This is a genomic window from Hamadaea flava, assembly GCF_024172085.1.
GTDB lineage: Bacteria > Actinomycetota > Actinomycetes > Mycobacteriales > Micromonosporaceae > Hamadaea > Hamadaea flava.
The window spans coordinates 4,342,532-4,366,905 of record NZ_JAMZDZ010000001.1; the positions used below are offsets into that span (position 1 = coordinate 4,342,532).

Here is a 24,374-nt window from a genome sequence, read left to right on the forward strand (position 1 = left end):
GCCCCGATCCTTGCGGATCGTCGCAAGCCGGGGCAACCGGGTCGCCCTCTTCCGGCGGGGGATCCCCCGACGTGCGACGACGCATTACCCTGCGTCCATGACCGAGCCGTCCGTGCCGACCGAGCCCACCCCGTCGCCGGCCCAGCCGCCCGCGACCGGCTACGTCGTCCCACCGGGCTACGCCATGCCGCCCCCGCCGATGGCGTACGCGCCGGCTCGGAAGACGAACGGCCTGGCCATCGCCGCGCTGGTCACCTCGATCGTGACGTTCAACCTCTGTTTTCCGCTCACGTTCGTGGGGGCGATCATGGGCCACGTCGCCCGGCGCCGCATCCGGGAGACCGGCGAGGACGGCGACGGCCTGGCGCTGGGCGGCATCGTCGTGGGCTGGATCGGCGCGGCCATCACCCTCGCGGGTGCCGCGCTCCTCGCCTACGGGATCGCGAACGGCTTCTTCGACGAGCCCACCCCGGTCGTCTACTGAGCCGGATCAGGGGGTGAAGGTCATCGTGCGGGTCATCGCGGCTGCGCGGCCCTTGGCTGCGATGACCAGAGCCATCTTCCGGGACGCCTCGTCGATCATCTCGTCGCCGAGCATCACCGCGCCGAGCTTGCCGCCCGCTTCCGACGTGTAGTAGTCGTAGGCGTCGAGGATCAGCTCGGCGTGGTCGTAGTCCTCCTGGGACGGCGAGTAGACCTCGTTGGCGGCGTCGATCTGGCCGGGGTGCAGCACCCATTTGCCGTCGAAGCCGAGCGCCGCCGACCGCTTCGCGACCTCGCGGAACGCGTCGACGTCGCGGATCTGCAGGAACGGGCCGTCGATCGCCTGCTTGTCGTGCATCCGCGCGGCCATCAGGATGCGCATGAGGATGTAGTGGTAGGGGTCGCCCGGGTAGTCCGGGTGCAGCGCGCCGACCACGAGGGACTTCATGTTGATGCTGGCCATGAAGTCGGCCGGGCCGAAGATGATCGTCTCGACCCGGGGCGAGGCGGCCGCGATCTTGTCGACGTTCACCAGGCCGGCCGCGTTCTCGATCTGGGCCTCGATGCCGATCCCGCCGACCGGCAGCCCGACCGTCTTCTCGATCTGCGTCAGCAGCAGGTCCAGCCAGTGGATCTGGGCCTCGTCCTGCACCTTCGGAAGCATGATGCAGTCGAGGTTGGCCCCGGCGCCCTCGACGATCTCGATGACGTCCCGATAGGTCCACGGCGTCGTCAGGTCGTTGACGCGTACCACCCGGGCCTTGTCACCCCAGCCGCCCTCGTTGAGCGCGGCGACGATGTTCTTGCGGGCCTCCGGCTTGGCCAGCGGCGCCACCGCGTCCTCCAGGTCGAGGAAGACCTGGTCCGCGGGCAGGCCCTTGGCCTTGTCCAGCATCTTGACGCTGGAACCCGGCACGGCCAGGCAGGATCGACGGGGACGGCCGATGGCACCCATGCGCGCTCCTTAGCAACCGTTCAGTAACTTCGACAAGGTAACCTTCCGCCGTGGGTCAGGAGAACGCTTCTGTGGAAGATCTCACCGCCTCGACCGTCGTCGTCACCGGAGCCAGCTCCGGGGTCGGCCGCGCGGCCGCGGTCGACTTCGCGCGGCGTGGCTGGCGGGTCGCGCTGGTCGGGCGGGATCACGACCGTCTGGATTCGGCATTCTCCCTGGTACGCGATCAGGCGACGGGGCCGGAGCCGATCCAGGTGCGGGCCGACTTCGCCTCGTTCGACTCCGTCCGGGAGGCCGCCCTGGAGCTGGCCAAGCTGGACCGGATCGACGTGCTCGCCAACAACGCGGGCGTGGTGACCAGCCGCCGTCAAACCACTGTGGACGGCCACGAGCTGACCATCCAGACCAACCATCTCTCCCCGTTCCTGCTCACCAGTCTGCTGAAGGATCAGTTCCCGGCGGGCGGCCGGATCATTTCGACGGCGTCGATGGCGCACTCGTGGGGCATGCTGCGCCCGGACGACCTCGACCGGACGCGCGGGCCGTGGAGCGCCTGGCTGACCTATGGCGCGTCGAAAGCCGCCAACATCCTGTTCGCGGCGGAGGCCGCCCGGCGTTGGCCCGACCTGCTGTCCTTCTCGTTCCACCCGGGCGTGATCCGCAGCAATTTCGGCACCCCGCTCGCGAAGCTGTTCTTCCAGATCGCCCCGGGCCTGTCCACGCCGGAGCAAGGTGCCGACACCCTGATCCACCTGGCCACCGCGCCCGGTGAGTCATTGGTGAACGGGGCGTACTACGCCGAGCGGAAAGTGTTGCGGCCCAAGGCGTACCTGGCGGACGAGGAGTTCGCCGCGCGGTTCTGGGCGGCGTCCGAACGCGCCGTCGAAGACTAGAGCTCCAGGTTCACCGGGACCGGCCGGCGCTTGGCCGAGCCGAGGATGACGAACGCGACTCCGCTGACGAGCAACGCGATCCCGGCCCAGGCGAGCGGCGCGGGCCGCTGATCCAGCCACAGCCAGCTGATCAGGGCGGCGCCCGGCACTTCCAGCATCACCAGGACGCTGACCGCCGTCGCCGGCAGCTCGTGCAACGCGTAGTTGAACATCGAGTGCCCGAGCAACTGGGTGCCGACGGTCAAGCCGAGGATGGCCAGCCAGGTGCTCCAGGCGTACCCGTTGAGGGGAACCCGGAACAGCACGCAACCGCAGAGGAGCACGGCCGCGCAGACCGCGTAGCAGATGGTGGTGTAGCTCGTGGTGCTGGCTTGCGCGCGGGCGCGTTGGCCGAGGACGGTGTAGACCGCGGCCGCGAGCCCGCCGATCAGGGCGAGCACGTCGCCGAGGAGCGCCCGACCGGAGCCGCCGACGTCCGCGCCGGTGGCCAGGGTGACGCCGAGGACGGCGGCGAGGATGCCGAGCCACATGGCGCGGGTCGGCCGATCGCCCTGCCAGTACGCGATCAGCCCGGCCCACACGGGTTGGGTCGCCGCCAGCGCGGTGGCCGTCGCGACGGCCGTGAGCTGCGCGCCGGCCATCCACGTGGCGAAGTGGACGGCGAGCGCGAGGCCGGCCAGGACGCTCCACCGGAATTCCTTGCCGCGCCACAGCCGGGCGAGTTCGGCGCGCCGAGTCACCAACGCGGCCGGCGTCAGTACGGCGGTGGCCAAAGCGTTGCGCCAGAAGGCGAGCGCCAGCGCCGGGGCCGCCGCGTACGCGATCAGCGGGCCCGACGTCGAGATCGCGACGACGGCCAGCGTCAACGCGAGCAGGGTCGGCAAGCTGATCTTCACGTCGTGACGGTAACAGTCAGGTGACCCTCGGTTCCCCGCCGCTTGGCGGATGCACAGCCGGTGAAGGAGTCGCTACGCTCGGGCAGTCGCTTGCAATATGCAACTTTCACTTTGGGACTCGTCTGCTGTGTTGGCATCGCCCGGATCGCCTCGAGCCGTCCTCTTCGACTTCTTCGGCACCCTCACCCAGGCCGCCCCGCGCGGCGACGGGCACGCCGCGGTGGCGCGCCTGCTGGGCTGTTCGCCGGCGGAGCTCAACGCCGTCCTCGACACCTCGTTCTACCGACGCAGCCGGGGTGATTACGGGGACGGGCCGACGACGCTGCGCTGGGTCGCGGCCGAACTCGGGCTGCGCCCGGACGCCGAGACGTTGCGTGCCGCCTATCGTGCCCGGGTCGCCGCGCTGCGGGCCGACATCCGGCTTCGCGCCGACGCGTACGCCGTCCTGAGCCACCTGCGTCAGCAGGGTGTCCGGATCGCCGTCGTCAGCGACTGCACGCACGAGCTGACCGAGATCCTGCCGACGCTGCCGATCGCGCCACTGCTGGACAAGATGATCTTCTCCGTCCATATCGGAGCGGTTAAGCCGGATCCGATGATCTATCTCGCGGCCTGTGCCGCCCTCCGGGTGGAACCGCGACACTGCCTCTACGTCGGCGACGGTGGTTCCCGCGAACTCACCGGCGCGAACGCGATCGGCATGTACGCCATCCGCCTGGCCGCCCCCGACCTCGGCGACCACCTGGTGTTCCGGCCCGACGAGGAGTTCTGCGGGCCCTCGGCCCGATCGCTCACCGAGATCTTCTCCCCCTCCCTCGTCGCCGCCTGACCCTCCCACCTGCGCGCCCTTTCCCTGCGGATCACGGTTACGCAGGCATCCCCGGCCGGATTTGGCATGCACAACCGTGATCCGCAGGGAAAGCCGGCGGGAGGCAGCGGGGTGGCCGCATAGGATGAGCGCATGAATCCGCTCGTGGAGGAGGCGTCGAAGAAGGCCGCGATCGCCTGGGTGGCGTTCGGCGGCCCGGCCTACGCCGTCTGGTGCCTCCCGTTGGAGGGCAAGCTCTACGTCATCTCCGGCCCCGGCGAGCAGGATCTGCCCGGTCTCGCCGACGCCTTGAGCGCGGAGTCGCGTGCCACCGTCAGCCTGCGGGGTGACCACGGCGGCCGGATCGTGTCGTTCGACGCGGCGATCACGGAGATCCATTCGAACGGCACCGAGTTCGAGACGGTCGCGCCGCAGCTGGCGCAGAAGCGGCTCAACGCCTCAGGGACGACCGAGGAGGTCGTGGCCCGGTGGGCGAGAGATTGCGTCCTCATCTCGCTGGAGGCGCAGGAGACCGTCCAGACGCCCGACGACAGCGAATCCGAGGCCCCTCGGCCGGCGACCGTGCTCCGGGCGACCCGCAAGCCGTTCCGGCTGCACCGCGTCAAGAAGAGATAGGCCGCACCAGGTCAAGAAGAGATAGGCCGCACCGACCGCTTCTGGACGACTGTCCCGAGCAGGTGCATCTCGATGACGTCGTAGAGGATCTGCTGGGCGTACGGGTCGCCGTCGGCGAAGTCCTTGCCGTCCGCCCGCGCGATCACGCAGTAGACGAGGAAATGTCCGCGGTAGTCCCAGCCGAGGTGCGTCGACGCCAGCGCCAGCGGCTTCGCCGCGTTTGTCGGCACGTATCCCTTGAACCGGCCCTGCCGGTTGTCGACGATCTGTTTGATCCGGTCGTACGCCGTCTTCGCCGCGTCGGTCGTGGCCAGGTTGAACACGCCCCCGGTGACGAGGTAGTCCCGCGTCGGTGAGCGCAGGGTCGCCCGGACGACCTGGGAGCAGCCCAGCCCGGCCACGAGGGCGGCGATCCCGCCGTCGGCCGCGTTCTTGCAGTTGACCTGGTTCTGCGCGCCGATCAGCTGGTAAGCGGGTTGCGCCGGGTCGATCGAGAGCTGCCGACCGGGGAACACCTCGGCGGAGGTGAGCGGCCGCGGGTCGGCTTCGCGCGTACCGATGTCGCGCGGGAGCGCGGTGGGCTTCGGCTCGTTCGCCGTGGCGCGCGTACCGGCCTGCTCGTCGCGCAGGATCTGCCAGCTGCCGAAGCCGCACACCATCAGCAGCACGAGCGCGGCCAGCCCGGCCAGGCTCGCCTTGAACCACGCCGTCGGGAACGCGTCCCAGAAGCCGAAGGCCGGCGCCCGGTGGGATCGGGGGGCGGGTCGCCGGGCGGCGCGGCGCGTTTCGACTCTCGCCCGAGGGGATGTTTCGGACGAGTGCACCATTCCCATAGAAAGGGAGGATAGAGGATAATACCGATCTTCAGCCCCCGACAAGCCCGCCCATCGGCGTGATGGTGAAATGTGTCGTGACAGGCGAGCACTACTTCACGCCCGCGCCCGGCTCGGTGGCGCGCCCGCGTGAGGTCTCCTTCAGCATCGGCGGGCACGACTACACGCTCGCCGCGTCGACCGGCGTCTTCTCCTCGGACCGGCTCGACCCCGGCACCGCGGTCCTGCTCCGCAAGGCGGACCTGCCCGGCCCCGACACCCGCGGCACCCTGCTCGACCTCGGGTGCGGCTACGGTCCCATCACCGCCGTGCTCGCGACCGTCGCGCCGCTCGCGCAGGTGGTCGCGGTGGACGTCAACGAGCGGGCCCGGGAACTGGCCCGGCGCAATGCCGAGACGCTCGAGCTTGCCCAACGGGTACGCGTAGAGGCGCCGGACGAGGTCGGTGACGAGGTCGAGTTCCAGCAGATCTGGTCCAACCCTCCGATTCACGTCGGAAAGTCGGAGCTGCACGGGTTGCTGCTGCGCTGGCTGCCCCGGCTGGCTCCCGACGGAGTGGCCTGGCTCGTCGTCGGGAAGAACCTCGGCGGGGACTCGCTGCAGAAGTGGTTGCAGGACCAAGGCTGGATCGTCGAGCGGCACGCCTCCCAGAAGGGGTTCCGCGTCCTGCGCGTCAGCCGGGACTAACGCGTACGCATTCGCCGGGTCGCGTCGGCCCGTTCGGCCAGCGCGGACGCGTCCTCGGGATAGCCGACCTCGACCAGGGCCAGCCCATGCGGGGGCACCACCGGCACGTCGTCGGCTCGCTGCGTACGCGTGAGCAGGGTGGCCGGCCATGTCGTAGGCCGCCGCCCGTCCCCGGTCGTGAGCAGGCCGCCCATCAGGCTGCGGACCATGTTCTGGCAGAACGCGTCGGCCTGCACGGTGGCCACCAGGATGCCGTCGGGATCCCGCCGCCAATCCAGCCGGGTGATCCGCCGGATCGTCGTGGCGTTCTCCTTGCGCCGGCAGTACGCCGCGAAGTCGTGCTCACCGAGGAGCCCCTCGGCCGCCTCGTTCAGCCGGTCGAGATCGAGCCGCCGCGGCCAGGCCAGCGTGTCGCGGCGGCGCAGCGGCTCGGCGCCGAACGGGGCGTCGGTAACGCGGTACTCGTATCGGCGGTACAGCGCCGAGAACCGGGCGTCGAACTCCGGCGGCGTCTCCTGCGCTGTGCGTACCCGTAGATCGAGCGGGAGAAGCCCGGACAGCCGCCGGACCAGGGTCTCGCGCACCGCGGACCAGGTGTCACCCGGGAGGTCGACGTGCGCGACCTGGCCGGTGGCGTGGACTCCGGCATCGGTGCGACCGGCGACCGTGAGCCCGGTCGCGGTGCCCGCGCCGAGGATCCGATCAAGCTCGGCCATGAGCACGCCCGCGACGGTACGCCGCTCCGGCTGGACGGCCCAGCCGGAGAAGTCGGTGCCGTCATAGGAGAGGTCGAGCCGGATCCGCGTCATCTTTCCCCCTCCGAGACCGTCCGCCGGGACACGCAGCGAGCCGGCACCTTCGACAGATGCCGGCTCGCTGACGGGATGTGCTTACTTCTTGTCGTCGGCCTCGGCCTCGATCGCCTCGACCTCGGCGGCGGTGTCCTCGTCGGACACGTTCGCGGTGTCGTCGGCGTCGTCGGCCTTGCTCGCGACGGCCGGGGTCTCCTCGTCGGTGTCACCCGCGAGCGCCGCGACCACATCGGCCTTGGCGGCCTTCCGCTTCTCGGTCTTCGCGTTCGCGGTGGTGGCCACCTCGAGTTCCTCGACCAGTTCGATGATCGCCATCGGCGCGGCGTCGCCGCGGCGCGGGCCGATCTTCACGATGCGGGTGTAGCCGCCCGGCCGGTTCACGTAGCGCGGCGCGATCTGCTCGAAGAGCTCCACGAAGGTGTCCTTCTCGCGGATGACGCGACGGACGCGACGGCGGGCCGCCAGGTCGTCACGCTTGGCGAAGGTCACCAGACGCTCGGCGATCGGCCGGAGCCGCTTCGCCTTGGTCTCCGTGGTGGTGATCCGGCCGTGCTTGAACAGCGAAGTCGCCAGGTTGGCGAGCATCAGCCGCTCGTGCGCGGGGCTGCCGCCGAGGCGGGGGCCCTTGGTGGGCGTGGGCATGGTTCTGCTCCCTGTGTGGTGGCGGCAGCGGGTTACAGCTGCTCGGTCTCGCGGTAGTCGTCGACGTCGGTGTCCGAGTCGGCGTCGTCATAGTCGGCGTCGCCGTAGGAGTCGACGACGTTCGCCGGGTCGAAGCTGGGCGCCGAGTCCTTCAGGCCCAGGCCCATTCCGGCCAGCTTCATCTTGACCTCGTCGATCGACTTCTGCCCGAAATTCCTTATATCGAGGAGGTCGGCCTCGGTACGCCCGATCAGCTCACCGACGGTGTTGATCCCCTCGCGCTTGAGGCAGTTGTACGAGCGAACGGTGAGGTCCAGCTCCTCGATCGGCAGCGCCAGGTCGGCAGCGAGCTGCGCGTCCTGCGGCGACGGGCCGATGTCGATGCCCTCGGCGGTCTCGTCCAGCTCCCGGCACAGCCCGAACAGCTCGACCAGGGTCGAGCCGGCCGACGCCAGCGCGGTACGCGGGGAGATCGAGGCCTTGGTCTCGACGTCGATGATCAGGCGGTCGAAGTCCGTGCGCTGCTCGACACGGGTGGCTTCGACACGGTAGGTCACCTTGAGCACGGGCGAGTAGATCGAGTCGACCGGAATCCGGCCGATCTCGGCGCCGCCCTGCTTGTTCTGCGCCGCGGTGACGTAGCCCCGGCCGCGCTCGACCGTCAGCTCCATGTCCAGCCGGCCCTTGCTGTTGAGCGTCGCCAGCTTCAGGTCGGGGTTGTGCACCGAGACACCGGCCGGGGGCTGGATGTCACCGGCGGTCACGTCGCCCGGGCCCTGCTTGCGCAGGTACATGCTGACCGGCTCGTCGTGCTCGGAGCTGACCGACAGCTCCTTGACGTTCATGACGAGCTCGACCACGTCCTCCTTGACCCCGGGGATCGTGGTGAACTCGTGCAGGACGCCGTCGACCTTGATGCTCGTCACGGCAGCGCCGGGGATCGAGCTGAGCAGGGTACGACGGAGCGAGTTGCCGAGCGTGTAGCCGAAGCCCGGCTCCAGCGGCTCGATGGTGAACCGGGAGCGAACCTCGCTGATCGACTCTTCGGTAAGAGTCGGCCGCTGCGTGATGAGCACTTCGTATCTCTTCTCTTTCAGGAGCGCCCGCTATATGACGCTCGCCTATGAGGATCTCTGCCCTTCGCCTATCTACAACGAAGGCAGTGGCGCCCCGGGGCGGTTCCTGGCCGGGCGCACGCCGCCGACGTGTGCTCGGGCACAGGGGCGGCGAGCAACGCCGCCAGGGACCGCATCCGGGGATGCCAATGCCTACTTGGAGTAGAGCTCGACGATGAGCTGCTCCTGGACCTGGGTGTCGATGGCACCCCGGGCCGGAAGCGAGTGAACCAGGATCTTGAGCTGGCTGGGGATCGCTTCGAGCCACGCCGGAACGGTGCGGCTGCCCGCCTCGCCCTGCGCGACCTGGAACGGGGTCAGCTCCTTCGACTTCGTCCGGACCTCGACGATGTCGTGGTCGGAGACGCGGTACGACGGGATGTCGACCTTCTTGCCGTTCACCGTGAAGTGACCGTGCTTGACCAGCTGACGGGCGTGGTCGCGGGACTTGGCGTAGCCAGCCCGGTAGACCACGTTGTCCAGCCGCGACTCGAGAATCTGCAGCAGCACCTCACCGGTCTTGCCAGCCTTGCGGTTGGCCTCCTCGTAGTAGGTGCGGAACTGCTTCTCCAGCACGCCGTAGATCCGGCGGGCCTTCTGCTTCTCACGCAGCTGGAGCAGGTATTCGGTGTCCTTGGTGCGGCCGCGACCGTGCTGCCCGGGCGGGAACGGCCGGGACTCGAACGGGCACTTCGGCCCGTCGCACTTGCTGCCCTTCAGGAACAGCTTGGTCTTCTCGCGACGGCAGCGGCGGCAGTCGGCGCCGGTGTAACGAGCCATCTTCCTCTATCTCCCCTTAGACCCGACGACGCTTCGGCGGACGGCATCCGTTGTGCGGCTGCGGCGTGACGTCGGAGATGACCCCGACCTCAAGACCGGCGGCGGTCAGCGAACGGATGGCGGTCTCGCGGCCCGAACCCGGGCCCTTGACGAACACGTCGACCTTGCGCATGCCGTGCTCCATGGCGCGGCGGGCAGCGGCCTCGGCGGCCAGCTGCGCGGCGAACGGCGTCGACTTCCGGGAGCCCTTGAATCCGACCTGGCCGGCGGAGGCCCAGGAGATCACAGCACCGGTCGGGTCCGTGATGGACACGATGGTGTTGTTGAAGGTGCTCTTGATGTGCGCCTGCCCGTGGGAGACGTTCTTGCGTTCCTTACGCCGGACCTTCTTGACGGGTGTCCCGGCGCGTGCCTTCGGCGGCATAGTTCTATGCGCTCCTTCTCGATCCAGCTACTACTTCTTGCCGGGCTTCTTCTTGCCCGCGACAGTCCGCTTCGGACCCTTGCGCGTACGCGCGTTGGTCCGCGTGCGCTGACCACGGACGGGCAGGCCCTTGCGGTGCCGGATGCCCGCGTAGCAGCCGATCTCCACCTTGCGGCGGATGTCAGCGGCGACCTCGCGGCGCAGGTCGCCCTCTACCTTGAAATTGGCTTCGATGTGATCACGAAGCTGAACGACCTCTTCGTCGGTGAGGTCCCTCGCCCGCTTGTTGGGGTCGATACCGGTGGCCGCGAGCGTCTCAGCCGCTCGCGTACGGCCAACGCCGAAGATGTAGGTCAGCGCGATCTCCATGCGCTTCTCGCGCGGGAGGTCGACGCCCAGAAGACGTGCCATGTGTGGGCTAGCTCCTCGTGGATGTGGCGGAGGTCTGTACCCGGCCCCTTCCCCACCTGCCCGGATGGGGCCCCGGCCTCCGACCGGGGGTCAGCCACGAGAGTTTCCCCGATGGGGACGTCCCCGCGGCCGGGACGAGCTATTCGGACGTGCGTGATCTGCGGACGCGTTCAGCGCCGGGGCTCAGCCCTGGCGCTGCTTGTGGCGCGGGTCGTCACAGATGACCATGACCCGGCCGTGCCGGCGGATGACGCGGCACTTGTTGCAGATCTTCTTAACGCTCGGCTTGACCTTCACGGTTCGCCTTTACTCCGGTTTTGGACACGGACATGCGTCCGATGTCGGTGTGCTGTTGCTACTTGTAGCGGTAGACGATCCGGCCCCGCGTGAGGTCATAGGGCGACAGCTCTACGACCACCCGGTCTTCGGGCAGGATGCGGATGTAGTGCTGGCGCATCTTTCCGCTGATGTGGGCCAAGACTTTGTGACCATTGGCCAGTTCCACCCGGAACATTGCGTTCGGGAGTGGCTCGATGACCCGGCCCTCGATCTCGATGGCCCCGTCCTTCTTCGGCATGTCCTCCGCTACCTGACATCGGCTGCATTGATTGGCTCACGTTGTCCTCGCGCAGGTGGCCCGGAACCCGGGTCGCCGGCACGCCAGCCGCGGCACTGTCATCCGCCGGAGCATTGGCAGGCATGACAGAGGGGACGCGGTGCGCCGTTGAGCCAGTCTACGCGGCCATATGCATCGACGCCAAATCAGGGTCCGCCGCACCCGCGGTCGGGCGCGTCACAGCCGGCGCGTCGTGATCTCCGTTACCCCACGGAGTTACGCAGCGGAGTCACGCGGCGCTCGCGGTGACCAGATCGCCGAGGCGGTCGCGACCGCCGTCCTCCGCGGTGAACACCCACACGCCGTCCTCGTAGAGGCCGATCGAGTGCTCGACATGGGCGGCGTACGAGCCGTCGACGCTCACCACCGTCCAGCCGTCGCCCAGTTCGAGCGTACGCGGAGAGCCCATCGTGATCATCGGCTCGATGGCCAGCGCCATCCCCGGCACGAGGAACGGACCCTTACCGGGCCGCCCGTGGTTGAGGATGTGCGGATCCTGGTGCATCTCGGTGCCGATACCGTGGCCGCCGTACCCGTCGACGATGCCGTACCGCCGCCGCGTGCCGGTCACCCGGCCGACGAGGGCCGACTTCTCGCCCCGGATCGACGCCTGGATCGCGTACGAGATGTCGGTGAGCCTGCCGCGGCCGGACCGCACACCGCGGGCGGCGGCGGCGATCCCCGCCCACATCGCGTCCTCCGCGACCGCGGCCATCCGCGTCAGCTCCGGTGCGGCCGCGCCGACCCCGACGGTGATCGCCGAGTCGCCGTGCCAGCCGTCCAGGATCGCGCCGCAGTCGATGGAGATCAGATCGCCGTCGGCGAGCACCTGCCCACCGGACGGGATGCCGTGCACGATCTGCTCGTTGACCGAGGCGCAGATCGAGGCAGGGAAACCCTGGTAGCCCTTGAACGACGGGATCGCGCCGGCGTCCCGGATGACCTTCTCGGCGAGCGCGTCGAGATCGGCGGTGGAGATCCCCGGCCGCACGGCCTCGCGCATCGCGGCCAGGGCCGCGGCCACGACCAGACCGGCCTGCCGCATCTTCGCGAGCTGGGCCGGCGTTTTGACCTGAATGTCGAGCTGGTGACGCATTAGACCAGACTAAGTCAGTCCCGGAGGGCGCTTCCTCGGGGCGGGCGGATAGCGGCGTCAGCCACCGTAGGAGCGCAGGGCGTCGATCGCGCGCGCGGTGACGTCCTCCACCGGGCCGGTGGCGTCGATGCCCACCAGCTTGTTCTGGGCGCCGTAGTAGTCCGCCAGCGGCGCGGTGTCACGCTCGTAGACGCGCAGCCGCTCCGCGATCGTCTCCGGCTTGTCGTCGTCGCGCTGGTACAACGATCCGTTGCACCGGTCGCAGACGCCCTCCTTGGTGGGCGGGTCGAACTCGACGTGCCAGATCTTGCCGCAGTTGTGGCAGGTACGCCGCCCGGACAGCCGCCGGATCACCTCGTCGTTGTCGACGACGAGTTCCAGCACCAGGTCGAGCGCCGTACCGGCATCGGCGAGCATCTTGTCGAGCGCGGTCGCCTGCGGCACCGTACGCGGAAAACCGTCGAGCAGGAAACCGTCGGCGGCGTCGGGCTCGGCCAACCGGTCCCGCACCATGTTGATGGTGACCTCGTCCGGGACGAGACCGCCGGAATCCATGTACCGCTTGGCTTCCAGCCCCAGCGGCGTGCCCTGGGACACGTTCGCCCGGAAGATGTCGCCGGTGGAGATCTTGGGCACGGAGAGGGTCGAGGCGATGAACTCCGCCTGCGTACCCTTCCCCGCGCCCGGCGGGCCGACGAGAACCAGCCTCATCGCAGGAAGCCTTCGTAGTTCCGCTGCATGAGCTGGCTTTCGATCTGCTTGACCGTCTCCAGGCCGACGCCGACCATGATCAGTACCGCGGTGCCACCGAACGGGAAGTTCTGGTAACTGCTGCCGCCGAGCCACATGAAGAAGAAGTTCGGCAGGACCGCGATGATGCCCAGGTAGAGGGCACCCGGCAGGGTGATCCGGGTCAGGATGAAGTCCAGGTAGTCGGCGGTGGGCTTGCCGGGCCGGATGCCCTGCACGAACCCGCCGTACTTCTTCATGTTGTCGGCCACCTCAGTCGGGTTGAAGGTGATCGACACGTAGAAGTAGGTGAAGAAGATGATCAGCAGGAAGTAGGTCAGGATGTAGACCCAGTCGCTCGGGTTGGCCAGGTGCCGGTCGACCCACGTCCAGACCTTGCCCGGGTCGTCGCTCTTGGTGAACTGGAGCGCCAACTGCGGCAGGTAGAGCAGGGACGAGCCGAAGATGACCGGGATGACGCCGGCCTGGTTGACCTTGAGCGGGATGTAGGTCGAGGTGCCGCCGTACATGCGCCGGCCGACCATGCGCTTGGCGTACTGCACGGGGATCCGGCGTTGCGCCTGCTCGATGTAGACCACGGCAGCGATGATCGCGACGACCAGAACCAGTACGCCGACGAACCAGTACGCGCCCTTGGACTTGTAGATCTGCCAGCCCTCGGCGGGAAGCCGGGCGGCGATCGAGGTGAAGATCAGGACGGACATGCCGTTGCCGATACCGCGGTCGGTGATCAGCTCGCCCAGCCACATGATGACGCCGGTGCCGGCGGTCATCGTGATCACGAGCGAAGCCAGGGTCAGCCACTGCGGGATCGCGGTCTGCGGGATGATCTCGACGCCGGCCGGGCAGGCGTTGCCGAACAGCTGGCCCGACTTGCCGAGCGCGACGAACGCGGACGACTGCAGGACGGCCAGACCCAGGGTCAGGTACCGGGTGTACTGCGTGATCTTCGCCTGGCCGGACTGGCCCTCCTTGCGCAGCTGCTCGAGCCGCGGGATCACGACGGTCAGCAGCTGCAGGATGATCGACGCGGTGATGTAGGGCATGATGCCCAGCGCGAACACCGACAGCGAGAGCAGCGCTCCGCCGGAGAAGAGGTTCAGCAGGCTGAAGATCCCGTTGGTGTCCCCCGCCTGTGCGTTCTTGATGCACTCCTGGACGTTGCCGTAGGAGACGCCGGGGCTGGGAATGGTGGCACCGAGCCGGTAAAGCGCGATGATGGCCGCCGTGAACAGCAGCTTCTTGCGCAGGTCAGGCGTCTTGAACGCACTGAGAAACGCGGAGAGCAACTCTATCCTCCTGCGCGAGGCGACCTTTTCGGGGTCGGTGGCGGGGGCGTGACGGGATGGCTACGGGACGAATCCCATAGCTGGGTTTGGACTGTAACAGTCCAAGGGTGGTTCTGCTCAGGGGTGTCGACACATTATTTGCCTCGGTGCCCCTGGACCTGTGCTAAAAGCAAGGCGCCGACTGCCGACTCCACAGAAGGAAGCAGCAGCCGGCGCCCTGATTGCCCGTGCTTAACAGCTCGGTAGCTTGCCACCGAGCCTGCCTGGCTTACAGCTCGGTGGCGGTGCCACCGGCGGCGGCGATCTTCTCCTTGGCGGACGCGCTGAACGCGTGCGCCGAGATCTGGAGAGCGATGCCGCCGAGGTCGCCGGTGCCGAGCACCTTGACCGGCTGGCCCTTGCGGACCGCGCCGGCCTCGGCCAGCTCCTGCGGGCCGACCTGGCCGCCGTTCGGGAACAGCTCGGCCAGCCGGTCCAGGTTCACGACCTGGAACACGACCTTGAACTTGTTCTTGAAGCCCTTCAGCTTCGGCAGGCGCATGTGGATGGGCATCTGCCCGCCCTCGAACGCCGCCGAGACCTGGTAACGGGCCTTCGTACCCTTCGTACCGCGACCGGCGGTCTTACCCTTGGAGCCCTCACCGCGACCGACACGGGTCTTCGCGGTCTTGGCGCCGGCTGCCGGACGGAGGTGGTGGACCTTGATCGTCATCAGTCGACCTCCTCAACCTTGACCAGGTGGTTCACCGTGAAGATCATCCCGCGAATCTCGGGACGGTCCTCCTTGACGACCACATCGTTGATCCGCTTCAGGCCGAGCGAACGCAGCGACTCGCGCTGGTTGAACTTGGCACCGATCTCGGACCGGACCTGCGTAACCTTCAGCCGCGCCATCACGCACCCGCTCCCGCGCGCAGTGCCAGCATGCGGGCCGGGGCCACGTCCTCGACCGGCAGACCGCGGCGAGCGGCGACAGCCTCGGGCGACTCCAGCATCCGCAGCGCCTTCACGGCGGCGTGGACGATGTTGATCGGGTTGGACGAGCCGAGGCTCTTGGAGAGCACGTCGTGGATGCCGGCGCACTCCAGCACGGCACGCACCGGGCCACCGGCGATGACACCGGTACCAGCGCTCGCCGGCTTCAGCAGGACGACGCCCGCGGCGTCCTCGCCCAGCACCGGGTGCGGGATGGACGAACCGATCCGCGGCACCTTGAAGAAGTGCTTCTTGGCCTCCTCGACACCCTTGGCGATCGCCGCGGGCACCTCCTTGGCCTTGCCGTAGCCGACGCCGACCGTGCCGTCGCCGTCGCCCACCACGACCAGCGCGGTGAAGCTGAACCGACGACCGCCCTTGACGACCTTCGCGACGCGGTTGATCGTGACGACCCGCTCGATGTGCGGGGTCTTCTCGACCGGCGCGCGGTCCCGGCCGCCGTCGCGACGGTCGCCGCGACCGCGACGCTGACCGTCGCCGGACTCGTTGCTGTTACCGGACCCGGAGCCCCGGCGCTGTGGACCTGCCATTATTCGATCCACTCCTTCCTAGAACTCGAGCCCGCCGCTGCGGGCCGCGTCCGCCAGAGCCGCAATACGGCCGGCGTAGCGGTTGCCGCCACGGTCGAACACAACCTTGCTGATGCCCGCGGCCTTGGCGCGCTCGGCCACCAGAGCGCCCACCTTCGTGGCGAGGTCGCTCTTGGTGCCCTCGGCGCCCCGGATCGAGGCGTCCATGGAAGAGGCCGACACGAGGGTGTGACCCTTGATGTCGTCCACGATCTGCACGGTGATCTGCCGCAGGCTGCGGGTGACCACCAGACGCGGCCGCTCCGCCGTTCCGCTGAGGTTCTTGCGGATCCGGAAGTGCCGGCGCGCCTTGCCGACGGCGCGCTGAGCCGCGACGCCGCTGCGGCGCTTGAGGAGCTGGGCGCTCACTTCTTACCTGCCTTTCCAGCCTTGCGGCGGATGACCTCGTCCGTGTACTTGACACCCTTGCCCTTGTAGGGCTCCGGCGGACGGATCTTCCTGATCTTCGCGGAGACCTCGCCGACCAGCTGCTTGTCGATACCCGACACGTGGAACAGCGTCGGCCGCTCCACCGTGAAGGTGATGCCCGCGGGGGCGGTCACCAGCACCGGGTGCGAGAAGCCCAGGGCGAACTCGAGGTCCGAGCCCTTGGCGGTGACGCGGTAACCCGTGCCGTTGATCTCCAGGCTCTTGCGGTAGCCCTCGGTGACGCCGACGATCATGTTGGCGACCAGGGTACGCGAGAGACCGTGCAGCTCCTTGGCGCGGCGCTCGTCGTTCGGGCGGCTGATGAGCAGCTCGCCGCTCTCACTGCGCTCGGCAGTGATCGGCTCGGCGAGGGTGTGCTCGAGAGCGCCCTTGGGGCCCTTGACCTTGACGGTCGGGCCATCGATGGTGATGTCGACCCCGGTCGGGACCGGGATCGCCTTACGTCCGATTCGCGACATTGCAGACCTTCCTCACCAGACGTAGGCGAGGACTTCCCCGCCCACCCCTCGCTTGCGGGCCTGCCGATCGGTGAGCAGTCCCTGGGACGTCGAGATGATCGCCACGCCCAGGCCGCCGAGCACCTTGGGGAGCTCCTGCGAACGGGCGTAGACCCGAAGGCCGGGCTTGGAGACCCGGCGGATGCCGGCGAGGCTGCGCTCACGGCTCGGGCCGTACTTGAGGTCGACCGTCAGCGTCTTGCCGACAGCCCCCTCCTCGGGCTCCTCAACCGCCCAGGCGGAGATGTAGCCCTCGGCCTTGAGGACCTCGGCGATGTTCGCCTTGATCTTCGAGTAGGGCATCTGCACCCGGTCGTGATACGCCTGGTTGGCGTTACGCAGACGCGTCAGCATGTCTGCGATTGGGTCGGTCATCGTCATGGTTTGTCTTAACCTCTCTCGCCGCGGTTCCGCCGGCTGCCGGACGATCCCGGCCGGGGCCTACGGCGAAGCAAGTATTCGGTCGCCAACGGCCCCTTGAGGCCGCTGGAGATGTGATCGTTTACCACGAAGCCTTCGACACGCCGGGCAGCTCGCCACGGTGCGCCATCTCCCGGATGCAGACCCGGCAGAGACCGAACTTCCGGTAGACGGACTTCGGCCGACCACACCGCTGGCAGCGGGTGTAGGCACGCACGGCGAACTTCGGCTTCGCGGCCGCCTTGATGATCAGCGCCTTCTTGGCCATATCAGTTCTCCTTGAACGGGAAGCCCAGCAGCTTCAGCAGCGCCCGGCCCTCATCGTCGGTCGTGGCGCTGGTCACCAGGGTGATGTCCATGCCCCGAACCGAGTCGATCCGGTCCTGGTCGATCTCGTGGAAGACCGACTGCTCGGTCAGACCGAACGTGTAGTTGCCGTGCCCGTCGAGCTTGCGCCCGTCCAGACCGCGGAAGTCACGGATACGCGGCAGGGCGATCGCCAGCAGCCGGTCCAGGAACTCCCACATGCGGTCGCCGCGCAGGGTCACCTTCGCGCCGATCGGCATACCCTCGCGCAGCTTGAACTGCGCGATGGACTTGGTCGCCTTCCGGATCTGCGGCTTCTGGCCGGTGATGGCCGTCAGGTCGCGAACCGCACCGTCGATCTTCTTGGCGTCGCGGGCGGCCTCGCCCACACCCATGTTCACGACGATCTTGGTCAGCCCCGGAACCTGCATCGGGTTGGCGTACTGGAACTGCTCACGCAGCGCCGGCACGATCTGCTCCCGGTACTTGGTCTTCAAGCGGGGAAGGGTCTTCTCAACAGTCGCCGTCGACATCACAGCTCCTTGCCGCTGCGGCGGGAGATACGGACCTTGCTGCCGTTCTCGTCGATCTTGTAACCCACCCGGGTCGGCTTCCCGTCCTCCAGGTACGCGACCTTCGAGACGTGGATCGGCGCTTCCTGAGTGACGATGCCGCCGCTCTTCGCGCCCCGCTGGGTGGTGCGGATCTTGGTGTGCTTCTTGATCCGGTTGACGCCCTCGACCAGGACCTTCTCGATCCTCGGGTAGGCCGCGATGACCTTGCCCTCGATGCCCTTGTCCTTGCCGGAGATCACCACTACGGTGTCGCCCTTCTTGATCTTCATGATCAGAGCACCTCCGGGGCGAGCGAAATAATCTTCATGAACCGCTTGTCCCGCAGCTCCCGGCCGACCGGGCCGAAGATGCGGGTACCGCGCGGGTCGCCACCGTCCTTGATGATGACAGCGGCGTTCTCGTCGAACTTGATGTACGAGCCGTCGGGCCGGCGCTTCTCCTTGGCCGTCCGGACGATGACCGCCTTGACGACATCGCCCTTCTTCACGCCGGCGCCCGGGATGGCGTCCTTGACGGTGGCCACGATGACGTCGCCGATGCTCGCGTAGCGCCGACCCGAACCACCGAGAACGCGGATGCACAGAATCTCCCGGGCACCCGTGTTGTCGGCGACTCGCAGTCGCGACTCCTGCTGGATCACGTCAACTCCTGTATGTCTGCCAGTTCTCCGGAACACCGAAGCTTGGCGGAACTCGTCCCCACCCCGCGGAACCGGGCGAACCGGCCCCGCGGAGCGTGGGCTGTCTTATTTGCCGGGGGAAGCCCAGCCGTCACTTGGCCTTCTCGAGGATCTCCACGACCCGCCACCGCTTGGTGGCGGACAGCGGACGAGTCTCCATCAGGAGCACCCGGTCACCGATGCCGCACGCGTTCTGCTCGTCGTGCGCCTTCAGCTTGCTGGCACGGCGCAGAACCTTGCCGTACAGCGGGTGCTTGACCCGGTCCTCGACCTCGACGACCACGGTCTTGTCCATCTTGTCGCTGACCACCAGGCCCTCGCGCACCTTACGCGAGGTCCGCTCGGCGGCCTTCTCGTTGGTCTCACTCATGTTGATTACGCCACCTCAGTCGGCGCGGCTGAGAGCCCCAGCTCGCGCTCACGCATGATCGTGTAGATCCGGGCGATGTCCTTGCGGATGACCTGCAGCCGCCGGTTGTTGTCCAGCTGCCCGGTCGCACCCTGCACGCGGAGGTTGAACAGCTCCGCCTTGGCCTCCCGCAGCTTCGTGACCAACTCCTCGCCGGAGAGTTCACGCAGCTCGGCCGACTTCGTGCCCGCCGCCATCACATTTCACCCACTTCACGCGTCACGATGCGGCACTTCATCGGGAGCTTGTGGATCGCGCGACGCATCGCCTCACGCGCGATCGCCTCGTTCGGGAACTGCATCTCGAAGAGAATGCGGCCCGGCTTGACGTTCGCGACCCACCACTCCGGCGAGCCCTTACCGGAACCCATCCGGGTCTCGGCGGGCTTCTTGGTCAGAGCCTGGTCCGGGTAGACCGTGATCCAGACCTTGCCACCACGACGAATGTGACGGGTCATCGCGATACGCGCCGACTCGATCTGGCGGTTCGTGACGTACGCCGACTCGAGCGCCTGGATGCCGAACTCGCCGAACACCACCCGGTTGCCGCCCTTCGACGCGCCACTGCGGTCGGGGTGGTGCGGCTTGCGGAAGCCCTTTGGGGGCTTGCGCGGCATCAGCATTGATCAGCCCTCCTGCGTCTGCACCGGCGCGGCCTCGGGAGCCGCCTCGGTGGTGTTCTCGGTACCGGCGGCAGCCGCGGCGGCCGCCCGGCCGGCCTCGGTGCCACCCGCGGTGGTGCCGGACGAGCCCGACCGGGTGCGGCGCGGCCGCTCCGGACGATCGGCCCGCTCACGACGCGGGCGCTGCGCGCCGGCGTCGGCCAGGGCCTCACGGCCCGGGACGGCGTCACCCTTGTAGATCCAAACCTTCACGCCGATGCGGCCGAAGGTCGTACGCGCCTCGAAGAAGCCGTACTCGATGTTGGCCCGCAGCGTGTGCAGCGGAACCCGGCCCTCGCGGTAGAACTCCGTGCGGCTCATCTCGGCGCCGCCCAGGCGGCCCGAGACCTGCACCCGGATGCCCCGCACGAGCGGGTTCTTCATCGCCGACTGCATCGACTTGCGCATCGCACGACGGAAGCTGACCCGGCTGGACAGCTGCTCGGCGACGCCCTGCGCCACGAGCTGCGCGTCCGACTCGGGGTTCTTCACCTCGAGGATGTTCAGCTGGACCTGCTTGCCGGTGAGCTTCTCCAGCTCACCGCGCAGGCGCTCGGCCTCCGCACCCTTCCGGCCGATGACGATGCCCGGCCGGGCGGTGTGGATGTCGACGCGCACCTTGTCGCGGGTCCGCTCGATGTCGACCTTGGAGATGCCGGCGCGCTCGAGGCCCTTCGACATCATCTTCCGGATCTTGACATCCTCGCCGATGTAGTCCTTGTACAGCTTGTCGGCGTACCAGCGGGACTTCCAGTCGGTCGAGATGCCGAGCCGGAAGCCGGTCGGGTGAACTTTCTGACCCATTACTCGGTCTCCTCCTGCTCGGCGGTCTCGGCCTGGGCGGGCGCGGCCTTCGCCGGCGTCGCCTTCGCGGCCGCTGCCTTCTTCGCGGCCCGAGCCGGCGTACGCGGAGCGACGGCCTCCACCTCGATGGTGATGTGGCACGTGCGCTTGCGGATGCGGTACGCCCGGCCCTGCGCCCGCGGCCGGAACCGCTTCAGCGTCGGACCCTCGTCCACGTACGCGGCGCTGACCAGGAGCGCGTCCGGGTCCAGCCGCTCGTTGTTCTCCGCGTTCGCGATGGCACTGGCGAGCACCTTGTACACGGGCTCACTGGCCGCCTGCGGCGCGAACTGCAGCACCGTGAGAGCCTCCTTCGCGGGCAGACCGCGGACGAGGTTCACCACACGGCGCGCCTTGGTGGCGGACAGGCCCACGTGGCGGGCTACAGCCCGGGCACCGGGCGCCTGCGCGTCCTGGGTAGGCATTTCGTGTTTCCCCTTGATCCTCAACGGTCCACCGTCAGCGACGGCGGCTCTTCCGGTCGTCCTTCTCGTGACCCTTGAACGTGCGGGTCAGCGCGAACTCGCCGAGCTTGTGCCCGACCATCGCTTCGCTCACGAAGACCGGGACGTGCTTGCGTCCGTCGTGCACCGCGATCGTGTGCCCGAGCATCTCGGGGATGATCGTGGAACGCCGCGACCAGGTCTTGATGACGTTCTTGGAGCCCTTCTCGTTCTGAACTTCCACCTTCTTGAGCAGGTGGCCGTCGATGAACGGGCCCTTCTTCAGGCTGCGAGGCATCTTCTATCTCCCTCAGCCGCGCTTGCGGTTCGCGTAGCGGCGGCGAACGATCAGCCGGTCACTCGGCTGGCCCTTACGACGGGTGCGGCCCTCGGGCTTACCCTGCGGGTTCACCGGGTGGCGACCACCGGAGGTCTTGCCCTCACCACCACCGTGCGGGTGGTCGACCGGGTTCATGGCGACACCACGGACGGTCGGGCGCTTGCCCTTCCAGCGCATGCGGCCGGCCTTGCCCCAGTTGATGTTGGACTGCTCGGCGTTGCCGATCTCGCCAACCGTGGCGCGGCAGCGGACGTCCACCTTGCGGATTTCGCCGGACGGCATACGCAGCGTGGCGTAGTCCTCCTCGCGACCCAGCAGCTGGATGCCGGTGCCCGCGGAACGGGCCAGCTTCGAGCCACCGCCCGGGCGCAGCTCCACGTTGTGCACCGTGGTGCCGACCGGGATGTTGCGCAACGGCAGGTTGTTGCCCGGCTTGATGTCCGCGCCGGTGCCCGACTCGACCGCGTCGCCCTGCTTCAGGTCCTTCGGCGCCAGGATGTAGCGCTTCTCGCCGTCGGCGTAGTGCAGCAGCGCGATCCGCGCGGTGCGGTTCGGGTCGTACTCGATGTGCGCGACCTTGGCGGGGATGCCGTCCTTGTCCGCCCGCTTGAAGTCGATCAGACGGTACTGACGCTTGTGACCGCCGCCCTGGTGCCGGGTGGTGATCCGGCCGTGGACGTTGCGGCCGCCCTTCTTGGGCAGCGGCACGACGAGCGACTTCTCCGGGGTAGACCGGGTGATCTCCGCGAAGTCGGCGACACTGGAGCCACGGCGGCCCGGCGTCGTCGGCTTGTACTTACGAATAGCCATTGTCTTATACCCCTCAGCTCACCGGTCCGCCGAAGACCTCGATGCGGTCTCCATCGGCCAGCTTCACCATGGCGCGCTTGGTGTCCTTGCGCTTGCCCCAACCGTTGCGGGTCCGCTTGCGCTTGCCCTCGCGGTTGAGCGTGTTCACCGTGAGCACGCGTACGTTGAAGATCTGCTCGATCGCGATCTTGATCGCGGTCTTGTTGGCATCCGGGTGCACGAGGAACGTGTACCAGTTGCGCGTGAGCTCGCTGTAGCTCTTCTCGGAGACGACCGGGGCGACGATGATGTCCCGCGGGTCGGCGATGGTGGTCACTTGTCACCCTCCTCGGTGCCCGTACGAACGCCGAGGAACTCCTCCAGCGCCTCCTTCGTGAAGATCACGTGGTCGGCGACGAGGACGTCGTACGTGTTGAGCTGGCCGGCCTCGAGGAGGTGCACCAGCGGCAGGTTGCGCAGGCTGACCCAGTTCAGCTCGTCCTCCGCGCCCAGCACGACCAGCGACTTCGCCTCGTCGACGCCGATCGCCTTCAGAGTGGCCAGAGCCGCCTTCGTCGACGGCTGCTCGCCGTCCACGAACGCCTCGACCACGTGCACCCGGCTCTCGCGCGCCCGGTCCGAGAGGGCGCCACGCAGCGCGGCGGCCTTCATCTTCTTCGGGGTGCGCTGGCTGTAGTCACGCGGCACGGGGCCGTGGACGACGCCACCACCGGCGAACTGCGGCGCCCGGGTCGAACCCTGGCGAGCGCGACCGGTGCCCTTCTGCTTGTACGGCTTCCTGCCACCACCGGACACCTCGCCGCGGGACTTCGCCTTGTGCGTACCCTGACGGGCCGCGGCGAGCTGCGCCGTGACGACCTGGTGCATCAGCGGGATGTTGGCCTGGACGTCGAAGATGTCGCTGGGCAGCTCGACCGAACCGGCCTTGGCACCGTCGACGCCGATAACGTCAACCGCGGTCACTTCTTCGCACCACCCTTCTTGTCCTTCGCCGCCGAGCGAACCAGCACCAGGGCGCCCTTGGGGCCCGGGATGGCGCCGCGCACCAGCAGCAGGTTGTTCTCCGCGTCCACCGCCTGAACCGTCAGGCCCTGCGCGGTGTACCGCACGCCACCCATCCGGCCGGCCATGCGTACGCCCTTGAAGACGCGACCGGGGGTCGCGCAGGCGCCGATGGAGCCCGGCGAGCGGTGCTTGCGCTCGACACCGTGCGAGGACTTCAGGCCGTGGAAGCCGTGACGCTTCATCACACCCGCGAAGCCCTTGCCCTTGGTCTTACCGGTCACGTCGATGGCCTGGCCGGCCGCGAACGTGTCGACGGTGAGTTCCTGGCCGAGCGTGTACTCGCCGGCGTCAGCCGTGCGCAGCTCGACGATGTGCCGACGGGGCGCGACGCCGGCCTTGGCGAAGTGACCACCGCGCGGCTTGTTGACCTTCCGCGGGTTGATCGCGCCATAGGCGAGCTGAACGGCCGAGTAACCGTCGACGTCGGCGGTGCGGACCTGGGTCACCACATTCGGGCTGACCTCGACGACCGTCACCGGCACGACCTTGTTGTTGTCCCACAGCTGGGTCATGCCCAGCTTGGCGCCCAGGAGGCCCTTGACTTGCCTGTCCATGAGTGTCCGGTCCCTACAGCTTGATCTCGATGTCGACGCCTGCCGGCAGGTCGAGACGCATAAGCGAGTCGACCGTCTTGGGGGTCGGGTCGATGATGTCGATCAGACGCTTGTGCGTACGCATCTCGAAGTGCTCGCGCGAGTCCTTGTACTTGTGCGGCGAGCGGATCACGCAGAAGCGGTTGATCTCCGTGGGCAGCGGCACCGGGCCCGCGACCTGAGCGCCCGTACGAGTCACCGTCTCGACGATCTTGCGTGCCGACGAGTCGACGACCTCGTGGTCGTAGGCCTTGAGCCGGATGCGGATCTTCTGTCCCGCCATGGTGGCTTCTGTTTCCTTCTCTCGTTGTGACCCTCGCCGGAGTGTGTCCGCCGGCGGTTTCAGGCCGTCCGCTCTCTTCTTGTCAACCCGTCTGAGCTGCTCAATCAGAGCTCGTCCGGCTGGTCCTTCCGACCCCCGCGGTCGGGCGTGTCGCGCGTCGGGCCAGTCTGCATCCCCACAAGGGTTGGGATTGACCCGGCGAGCGTCACGCCCGCACAAGGGGCTGGGCGACGCCTGCGATCGCCGTCTTCAGACGGATCGCCGGCCCCGCGGTGGCCGGCGCACCGACGCCCACATCAGTGGGCAGGCA

Annotated in this window: 40 protein-coding genes; 5 read left to right on the plus strand and 35 right to left on the minus strand. The window is 68.2% G+C overall.

Features of this window, described 5'->3' with window-relative positions:
* The first annotated feature begins 97 nt into the window (after positions 1–97).
* Entirely contained in the window at positions 98–484 is a 387-nt protein-coding gene (locus HDA40_RS20390) for a DUF4190 domain-containing protein (RefSeq protein WP_253758251.1), read from the plus strand.
* A 6-nt stretch (positions 485–490) separates the two neighbouring features.
* On the opposite strand, the gene HDA40_RS20395 is transcribed toward HDA40_RS20390, so the two are convergent.
* Positions 491–1,438, minus strand: coding sequence for an HpcH/HpaI aldolase/citrate lyase family protein (locus HDA40_RS20395; RefSeq protein WP_253758253.1), 948 nt, complete (start codon positions 1,436–1,438; stop codon positions 491–493).
* A 71-nt stretch (positions 1,439–1,509) separates the two neighbouring features.
* Between HDA40_RS20395 and HDA40_RS20400 the strand changes: the two genes are divergently transcribed.
* Positions 1,510–2,331 carry an SDR family NAD(P)-dependent oxidoreductase gene (locus tag HDA40_RS20400; RefSeq protein ID WP_253763703.1) on the plus strand — a complete coding sequence of 274 codons (822 nt, stop codon included), beginning with the start codon at positions 1,510–1,512 and terminating at the stop codon, positions 2,329–2,331.
* Here HDA40_RS20400 and HDA40_RS20405 read toward each other — a convergent pair.
* On the minus strand, positions 2,328–3,227 hold the full coding sequence (locus tag HDA40_RS20405) for a DMT family transporter (RefSeq protein ID WP_253758256.1): 900 nt from the start codon (positions 3,225–3,227) through the stop codon (positions 2,328–2,330). The two genes, HDA40_RS20400 and HDA40_RS20405, sit on opposite strands and share 4 nt — an antisense overlap.
* A gap of 130 nt (positions 3,228–3,357) precedes the next feature.
* Here HDA40_RS20405 and HDA40_RS20410 point away from each other — a divergent pair, with 130 nt between their 5' ends.
* Positions 3,358–4,056 (plus strand): HAD family hydrolase, encoded by a 699-nt coding sequence (locus HDA40_RS20410; protein WP_253758258.1) that lies wholly within the window; start codon positions 3,358–3,360, stop codon positions 4,054–4,056.
* 132 nt (positions 4,057–4,188) lie between these two features.
* Positions 4,189–4,671, plus strand: coding sequence for a hypothetical protein (locus tag HDA40_RS20415; RefSeq protein WP_253758260.1), 483 nt, complete (start codon positions 4,189–4,191; stop codon positions 4,669–4,671).
* A gap of 11 nt (positions 4,672–4,682) precedes the next feature.
* Here HDA40_RS20415 and HDA40_RS20420 read toward each other — a convergent pair whose 3' ends face one another.
* Complete coding sequence (locus HDA40_RS20420; RefSeq protein ID WP_253758262.1) at positions 4,683–5,504, minus strand: hypothetical protein; 822 nt, start codon at positions 5,502–5,504, stop codon at positions 4,683–4,685.
* Positions 5,505–5,581: 77 nt separating this feature from the next.
* Between HDA40_RS20420 and HDA40_RS20425 the strand changes: the two genes are divergently transcribed.
* Positions 5,582–6,190 carry a class I SAM-dependent methyltransferase gene (locus tag HDA40_RS20425; RefSeq protein ID WP_253758264.1) on the plus strand — a complete coding sequence of 203 codons (609 nt, stop codon included), beginning with the start codon at positions 5,582–5,584 and terminating at the stop codon, positions 6,188–6,190.
* Here the strand turns inward: HDA40_RS20425 and truA are convergent.
* From truA to rpsJ, 32 genes are all read right to left on the minus strand, one after another.
* On the minus strand, positions 6,187–6,999 hold the full coding sequence (gene truA / locus HDA40_RS20430) for a tRNA pseudouridine(38-40) synthase TruA (protein ID WP_253758266.1): 813 nt from the start codon (positions 6,997–6,999) through the stop codon (positions 6,187–6,189). The genes HDA40_RS20425 and truA overlap by 4 nt on opposite strands.
* Positions 7,000–7,080: 81 nt before the next feature.
* On the minus strand, positions 7,081–7,644 hold the full coding sequence (rplQ, locus tag HDA40_RS20435; protein ID WP_253758268.1) for a 50S ribosomal protein L17: 564 nt from the start codon (positions 7,642–7,644) through the stop codon (positions 7,081–7,083).
* Between the two features lie 32 nt (positions 7,645–7,676).
* Positions 7,677–8,720 (minus strand): DNA-directed RNA polymerase subunit alpha, encoded by a 1,044-nt coding sequence (locus HDA40_RS20440; protein ID WP_253758270.1) that lies wholly within the window; start codon positions 8,718–8,720, stop codon positions 7,677–7,679.
* Positions 8,721–8,912: 192 nt separating this feature from the next.
* Positions 8,913–9,539 (minus strand): 30S ribosomal protein S4, encoded by a 627-nt coding sequence (rpsD, locus tag HDA40_RS20445; protein ID WP_253758272.1) that lies wholly within the window; start codon positions 9,537–9,539, stop codon positions 8,913–8,915.
* A 16-nt stretch (positions 9,540–9,555) separates the two neighbouring features.
* Complete coding sequence (gene rpsK, locus HDA40_RS20450; protein WP_253758274.1) at positions 9,556–9,963, minus strand: 30S ribosomal protein S11; 408 nt, start codon at positions 9,961–9,963, stop codon at positions 9,556–9,558.
* A gap of 30 nt (positions 9,964–9,993) precedes the next feature.
* Positions 9,994–10,374: a 30S ribosomal protein S13 gene (rpsM, locus tag HDA40_RS20455; RefSeq protein WP_253758276.1), complete on the minus strand. Its 381-nt coding sequence runs from the start codon at positions 10,372–10,374 to the stop codon at positions 9,994–9,996.
* A 183-nt stretch (positions 10,375–10,557) separates the two neighbouring features.
* Positions 10,558–10,671: a 50S ribosomal protein L36 gene (gene rpmJ, locus HDA40_RS20460; protein ID WP_197006680.1), complete on the minus strand. Its 114-nt coding sequence runs from the start codon at positions 10,669–10,671 to the stop codon at positions 10,558–10,560.
* 58 nt (positions 10,672–10,729) lie between these two features.
* A complete protein-coding gene (infA, locus tag HDA40_RS20465) occupies positions 10,730–10,951 on the minus strand; it encodes a translation initiation factor IF-1 (protein WP_007073013.1) in 222 nt (73 codons plus the stop codon).
* 268 nt (positions 10,952–11,219) lie between these two features.
* On the minus strand, positions 11,220–12,086 hold the full coding sequence (gene map, locus HDA40_RS20470; RefSeq protein WP_253758278.1) for a type I methionyl aminopeptidase: 867 nt from the start codon (positions 12,084–12,086) through the stop codon (positions 11,220–11,222).
* 57 nt (positions 12,087–12,143) lie between these two features.
* Positions 12,144–12,797, minus strand: coding sequence for an adenylate kinase (locus HDA40_RS20475; RefSeq protein WP_253758280.1), 654 nt, complete (start codon positions 12,795–12,797; stop codon positions 12,144–12,146).
* On the minus strand, positions 12,794–14,125 hold the full coding sequence (gene secY, locus HDA40_RS20480; protein ID WP_253758282.1) for a preprotein translocase subunit SecY: 1,332 nt from the start codon (positions 14,123–14,125) through the stop codon (positions 12,794–12,796). The genes HDA40_RS20475 and secY overlap by 4 nt, the downstream gene beginning before the upstream one ends.
* A gap of 268 nt (positions 14,126–14,393) precedes the next feature.
* Complete coding sequence (gene rplO, locus HDA40_RS20485) at positions 14,394–14,837, minus strand: 50S ribosomal protein L15 (protein WP_253758284.1); 444 nt, start codon at positions 14,835–14,837, stop codon at positions 14,394–14,396.
* Positions 14,837–15,019, minus strand: coding sequence for a 50S ribosomal protein L30 (gene rpmD, locus HDA40_RS20490; protein ID WP_253758287.1), 183 nt, complete (start codon positions 15,017–15,019; stop codon positions 14,837–14,839). Before rpmD ends, rplO begins: the two co-directional genes overlap by 1 nt.
* Positions 15,019–15,651 carry a 30S ribosomal protein S5 gene (gene rpsE, locus HDA40_RS20495; protein WP_253758289.1) on the minus strand — a complete coding sequence of 211 codons (633 nt, stop codon included), beginning with the start codon at positions 15,649–15,651 and terminating at the stop codon, positions 15,019–15,021. Before rpsE ends, rpmD begins: the two co-directional genes overlap by 1 nt.
* Positions 15,652–15,669: 18 nt before the next feature.
* Positions 15,670–16,059, minus strand: a complete 390-nt coding sequence (gene rplR, locus HDA40_RS20500; protein WP_253758291.1) for a 50S ribosomal protein L18 — start codon at positions 16,057–16,059, stop codon at positions 15,670–15,672.
* Positions 16,056–16,598 (minus strand): 50S ribosomal protein L6, encoded by a 543-nt coding sequence (gene rplF, locus HDA40_RS20505; protein ID WP_253758293.1) that lies wholly within the window; start codon positions 16,596–16,598, stop codon positions 16,056–16,058. Before rplF ends, rplR begins: the two co-directional genes overlap by 4 nt.
* Positions 16,599–16,610: 12 nt before the next feature.
* Positions 16,611–17,018: a 30S ribosomal protein S8 gene (rpsH, locus tag HDA40_RS20510; RefSeq protein ID WP_253758295.1), complete on the minus strand. Its 408-nt coding sequence runs from the start codon at positions 17,016–17,018 to the stop codon at positions 16,611–16,613.
* A 121-nt stretch (positions 17,019–17,139) separates the two neighbouring features.
* Positions 17,140–17,325, minus strand: a complete 186-nt coding sequence (locus tag HDA40_RS20515; RefSeq protein WP_253758297.1) for a type Z 30S ribosomal protein S14 — start codon at positions 17,323–17,325, stop codon at positions 17,140–17,142.
* Between the two features lies 1 nt (position 17,326).
* A complete protein-coding gene (rplE, locus tag HDA40_RS20520; RefSeq protein WP_253758299.1) occupies positions 17,327–17,896 on the minus strand; it encodes a 50S ribosomal protein L5 in 570 nt (189 codons plus the stop codon).
* Positions 17,896–18,213 (minus strand): 50S ribosomal protein L24, encoded by a 318-nt coding sequence (gene rplX / locus HDA40_RS20525; RefSeq protein ID WP_253763704.1) that lies wholly within the window; start codon positions 18,211–18,213, stop codon positions 17,896–17,898. The genes rplE and rplX overlap by 1 nt, the downstream gene beginning before the upstream one ends.
* Complete coding sequence (gene rplN / locus HDA40_RS20530) at positions 18,210–18,578, minus strand: 50S ribosomal protein L14 (RefSeq protein ID WP_253758301.1); 369 nt, start codon at positions 18,576–18,578, stop codon at positions 18,210–18,212. The genes rplX and rplN overlap by 4 nt, the downstream gene beginning before the upstream one ends.
* Positions 18,579–18,708: 130 nt before the next feature.
* Positions 18,709–18,987: a 30S ribosomal protein S17 gene (gene rpsQ / locus HDA40_RS20535; RefSeq protein WP_253758303.1), complete on the minus strand. Its 279-nt coding sequence runs from the start codon at positions 18,985–18,987 to the stop codon at positions 18,709–18,711.
* Between the two features lie 5 nt (positions 18,988–18,992).
* Positions 18,993–19,223 carry a 50S ribosomal protein L29 gene (gene rpmC / locus HDA40_RS20540; protein ID WP_253758305.1) on the minus strand — a complete coding sequence of 77 codons (231 nt, stop codon included), beginning with the start codon at positions 19,221–19,223 and terminating at the stop codon, positions 18,993–18,995.
* Positions 19,223–19,648 (minus strand): 50S ribosomal protein L16, encoded by a 426-nt coding sequence (gene rplP / locus HDA40_RS20545; protein WP_253758307.1) that lies wholly within the window; start codon positions 19,646–19,648, stop codon positions 19,223–19,225. Before rplP ends, rpmC begins: the two co-directional genes overlap by 1 nt.
* A 3-nt stretch (positions 19,649–19,651) precedes the next feature.
* Positions 19,652–20,491, minus strand: a complete 840-nt coding sequence (gene rpsC / locus HDA40_RS20550) for a 30S ribosomal protein S3 (protein ID WP_253758309.1) — start codon at positions 20,489–20,491, stop codon at positions 19,652–19,654.
* Positions 20,491–20,973: a 50S ribosomal protein L22 gene (rplV, locus tag HDA40_RS20555; RefSeq protein ID WP_372503167.1), complete on the minus strand. Its 483-nt coding sequence runs from the start codon at positions 20,971–20,973 to the stop codon at positions 20,491–20,493. Before rplV ends, rpsC begins: the two co-directional genes overlap by 1 nt.
* A 16-nt stretch (positions 20,974–20,989) precedes the next feature.
* The gene (rpsS, locus tag HDA40_RS20560) at positions 20,990–21,271 is read right to left on the minus strand and encodes a 30S ribosomal protein S19 (protein WP_253758313.1); all 282 of its coding nucleotides are present in this window, start codon (positions 21,269–21,271) and stop codon (positions 20,990–20,992) included.
* A 12-nt stretch (positions 21,272–21,283) separates the two neighbouring features.
* Positions 21,284–22,123 carry a 50S ribosomal protein L2 gene (gene rplB / locus HDA40_RS20565; protein ID WP_253758315.1) on the minus strand — a complete coding sequence of 280 codons (840 nt, stop codon included), beginning with the start codon at positions 22,121–22,123 and terminating at the stop codon, positions 21,284–21,286.
* A gap of 13 nt (positions 22,124–22,136) precedes the next feature.
* Complete coding sequence (rplW, locus tag HDA40_RS20570; RefSeq protein ID WP_253758317.1) at positions 22,137–22,439, minus strand: 50S ribosomal protein L23; 303 nt, start codon at positions 22,437–22,439, stop codon at positions 22,137–22,139.
* Entirely contained in the window at positions 22,436–23,086 is a 651-nt protein-coding gene (gene rplD, locus HDA40_RS20575) for a 50S ribosomal protein L4 (RefSeq protein ID WP_253758319.1), read from the minus strand. Before rplD ends, rplW begins: the two co-directional genes overlap by 4 nt.
* Positions 23,083–23,742 (minus strand): 50S ribosomal protein L3, encoded by a 660-nt coding sequence (rplC, locus tag HDA40_RS20580; RefSeq protein ID WP_253758321.1) that lies wholly within the window; start codon positions 23,740–23,742, stop codon positions 23,083–23,085. Before rplC ends, rplD begins: the two co-directional genes overlap by 4 nt.
* A gap of 13 nt (positions 23,743–23,755) precedes the next feature.
* The gene (rpsJ, locus tag HDA40_RS20585; RefSeq protein ID WP_007073037.1) at positions 23,756–24,064 is read right to left on the minus strand and encodes a 30S ribosomal protein S10; all 309 of its coding nucleotides are present in this window, start codon (positions 24,062–24,064) and stop codon (positions 23,756–23,758) included.
* Between the last annotated feature and the right edge of the window lie 310 nt (positions 24,065–24,374).

Excerpts from the sequence above, each read along its gene's own strand:
- HDA40_RS20515 (WP_253758297.1), bottom strand. The coding sequence starts at position 17,325 with ATGGCCAAGAAGGCGCTGATCATCAAGGCGGCCGCGAAGCCGAAGTTC.
- rpsJ (WP_007073037.1), bottom strand. The coding sequence starts at position 24,064 with ATGGCGGGACAGAAGATCCGCATCCGGCTCAAGGCCTACGACCACGAG.
- rpsC (WP_253758309.1), bottom strand. The coding sequence starts at position 20,491 with ATGGGTCAGAAAGTTCACCCGACCGGCTTCCGGCTCGGCATCTCGACC.
- rpsE (WP_253758289.1), bottom strand. The coding sequence starts at position 15,651 with ATGGCAGGTCCACAGCGCCGGGGCTCCGGGTCCGGTAACAGCAACGAG.
- rpsK (WP_253758274.1), bottom strand. The coding sequence starts at position 9,963 with ATGCCGCCGAAGGCACGCGCCGGGACACCCGTCAAGAAGGTCCGGCGT.
- HDA40_RS20420 (WP_253758262.1), bottom strand. The coding sequence starts at position 5,504 with ATGGGAATGGTGCACTCGTCCGAAACATCCCCTCGGGCGAGAGTCGAA.
- HDA40_RS20390 (WP_253758251.1), top strand. The coding sequence starts at position 98 with ATGACCGAGCCGTCCGTGCCGACCGAGCCCACCCCGTCGCCGGCCCAG.
- rpmC (WP_253758305.1), bottom strand. The coding sequence starts at position 19,223 with ATGGCGGCGGGCACGAAGTCGGCCGAGCTGCGTGAACTCTCCGGCGAG.
- rplP (WP_253758307.1), bottom strand. The coding sequence starts at position 19,648 with ATGCTGATGCCGCGCAAGCCCCCAAAGGGCTTCCGCAAGCCGCACCAC.
- HDA40_RS20415 (WP_253758260.1), top strand. The coding sequence starts at position 4,189 with ATGAATCCGCTCGTGGAGGAGGCGTCGAAGAAGGCCGCGATCGCCTGG.
- rpsD (WP_253758272.1), bottom strand. The coding sequence starts at position 9,539 with ATGGCTCGTTACACCGGCGCCGACTGCCGCCGCTGCCGTCGCGAGAAG.
- HDA40_RS20395 (WP_253758253.1), bottom strand. The coding sequence starts at position 1,438 with ATGGGTGCCATCGGCCGTCCCCGTCGATCCTGCCTGGCCGTGCCGGGT.
- rpsH (WP_253758295.1), bottom strand. The coding sequence starts at position 17,018 with ATGACGATGACCGACCCAATCGCAGACATGCTGACGCGTCTGCGTAAC.
- rplB (WP_253758315.1), bottom strand. The coding sequence starts at position 22,123 with ATGGCTATTCGTAAGTACAAGCCGACGACGCCGGGCCGCCGTGGCTCC.
- infA (WP_007073013.1), bottom strand. The coding sequence starts at position 10,951 with ATGCCGAAGAAGGACGGGGCCATCGAGATCGAGGGCCGGGTCATCGAG.
- rpsQ (WP_253758303.1), bottom strand. The coding sequence starts at position 18,987 with ATGAGTGAGACCAACGAGAAGGCCGCCGAGCGGACCTCGCGTAAGGTG.
- map (WP_253758278.1), bottom strand. The coding sequence starts at position 12,086 with ATGCGTCACCAGCTCGACATTCAGGTCAAAACGCCGGCCCAGCTCGCG.
- rplF (WP_253758293.1), bottom strand. The coding sequence starts at position 16,598 with ATGTCGCGAATCGGACGTAAGGCGATCCCGGTCCCGACCGGGGTCGAC.
- rpmD (WP_253758287.1), bottom strand. The coding sequence starts at position 15,019 with ATGGCGCGGCTGAAGGTTACGCAGGTCCGGTCCGAGATCGGTGCCAAG.
- rpsS (WP_253758313.1), bottom strand. The coding sequence starts at position 21,271 with ATGCCTCGCAGCCTGAAGAAGGGCCCGTTCATCGACGGCCACCTGCTC.
- truA (WP_253758266.1), bottom strand. The coding sequence starts at position 6,999 with ATGACGCGGATCCGGCTCGACCTCTCCTATGACGGCACCGACTTCTCC.
- rplC (WP_253758321.1), bottom strand. The coding sequence starts at position 23,742 with ATGGACAGGCAAGTCAAGGGCCTCCTGGGCGCCAAGCTGGGCATGACC.
- rplE (WP_253758299.1), bottom strand. The coding sequence starts at position 17,896 with ATGTCGACGGCGACTGTTGAGAAGACCCTTCCCCGCTTGAAGACCAAG.
- rplQ (WP_253758268.1), bottom strand. The coding sequence starts at position 7,644 with ATGCCCACGCCCACCAAGGGCCCCCGCCTCGGCGGCAGCCCCGCGCAC.
- rpsM (WP_253758276.1), bottom strand. The coding sequence starts at position 10,374 with ATGGCACGTCTTCTGGGCGTCGACCTCCCGCGCGAGAAGCGCATGGAG.
- rplO (WP_253758284.1), bottom strand. The coding sequence starts at position 14,837 with ATGACGATCAAGGTCCACCACCTCCGTCCGGCAGCCGGCGCCAAGACC.
- HDA40_RS20475 (WP_253758280.1), bottom strand. The coding sequence starts at position 12,797 with ATGAGGCTGGTTCTCGTCGGCCCGCCGGGCGCGGGGAAGGGTACGCAG.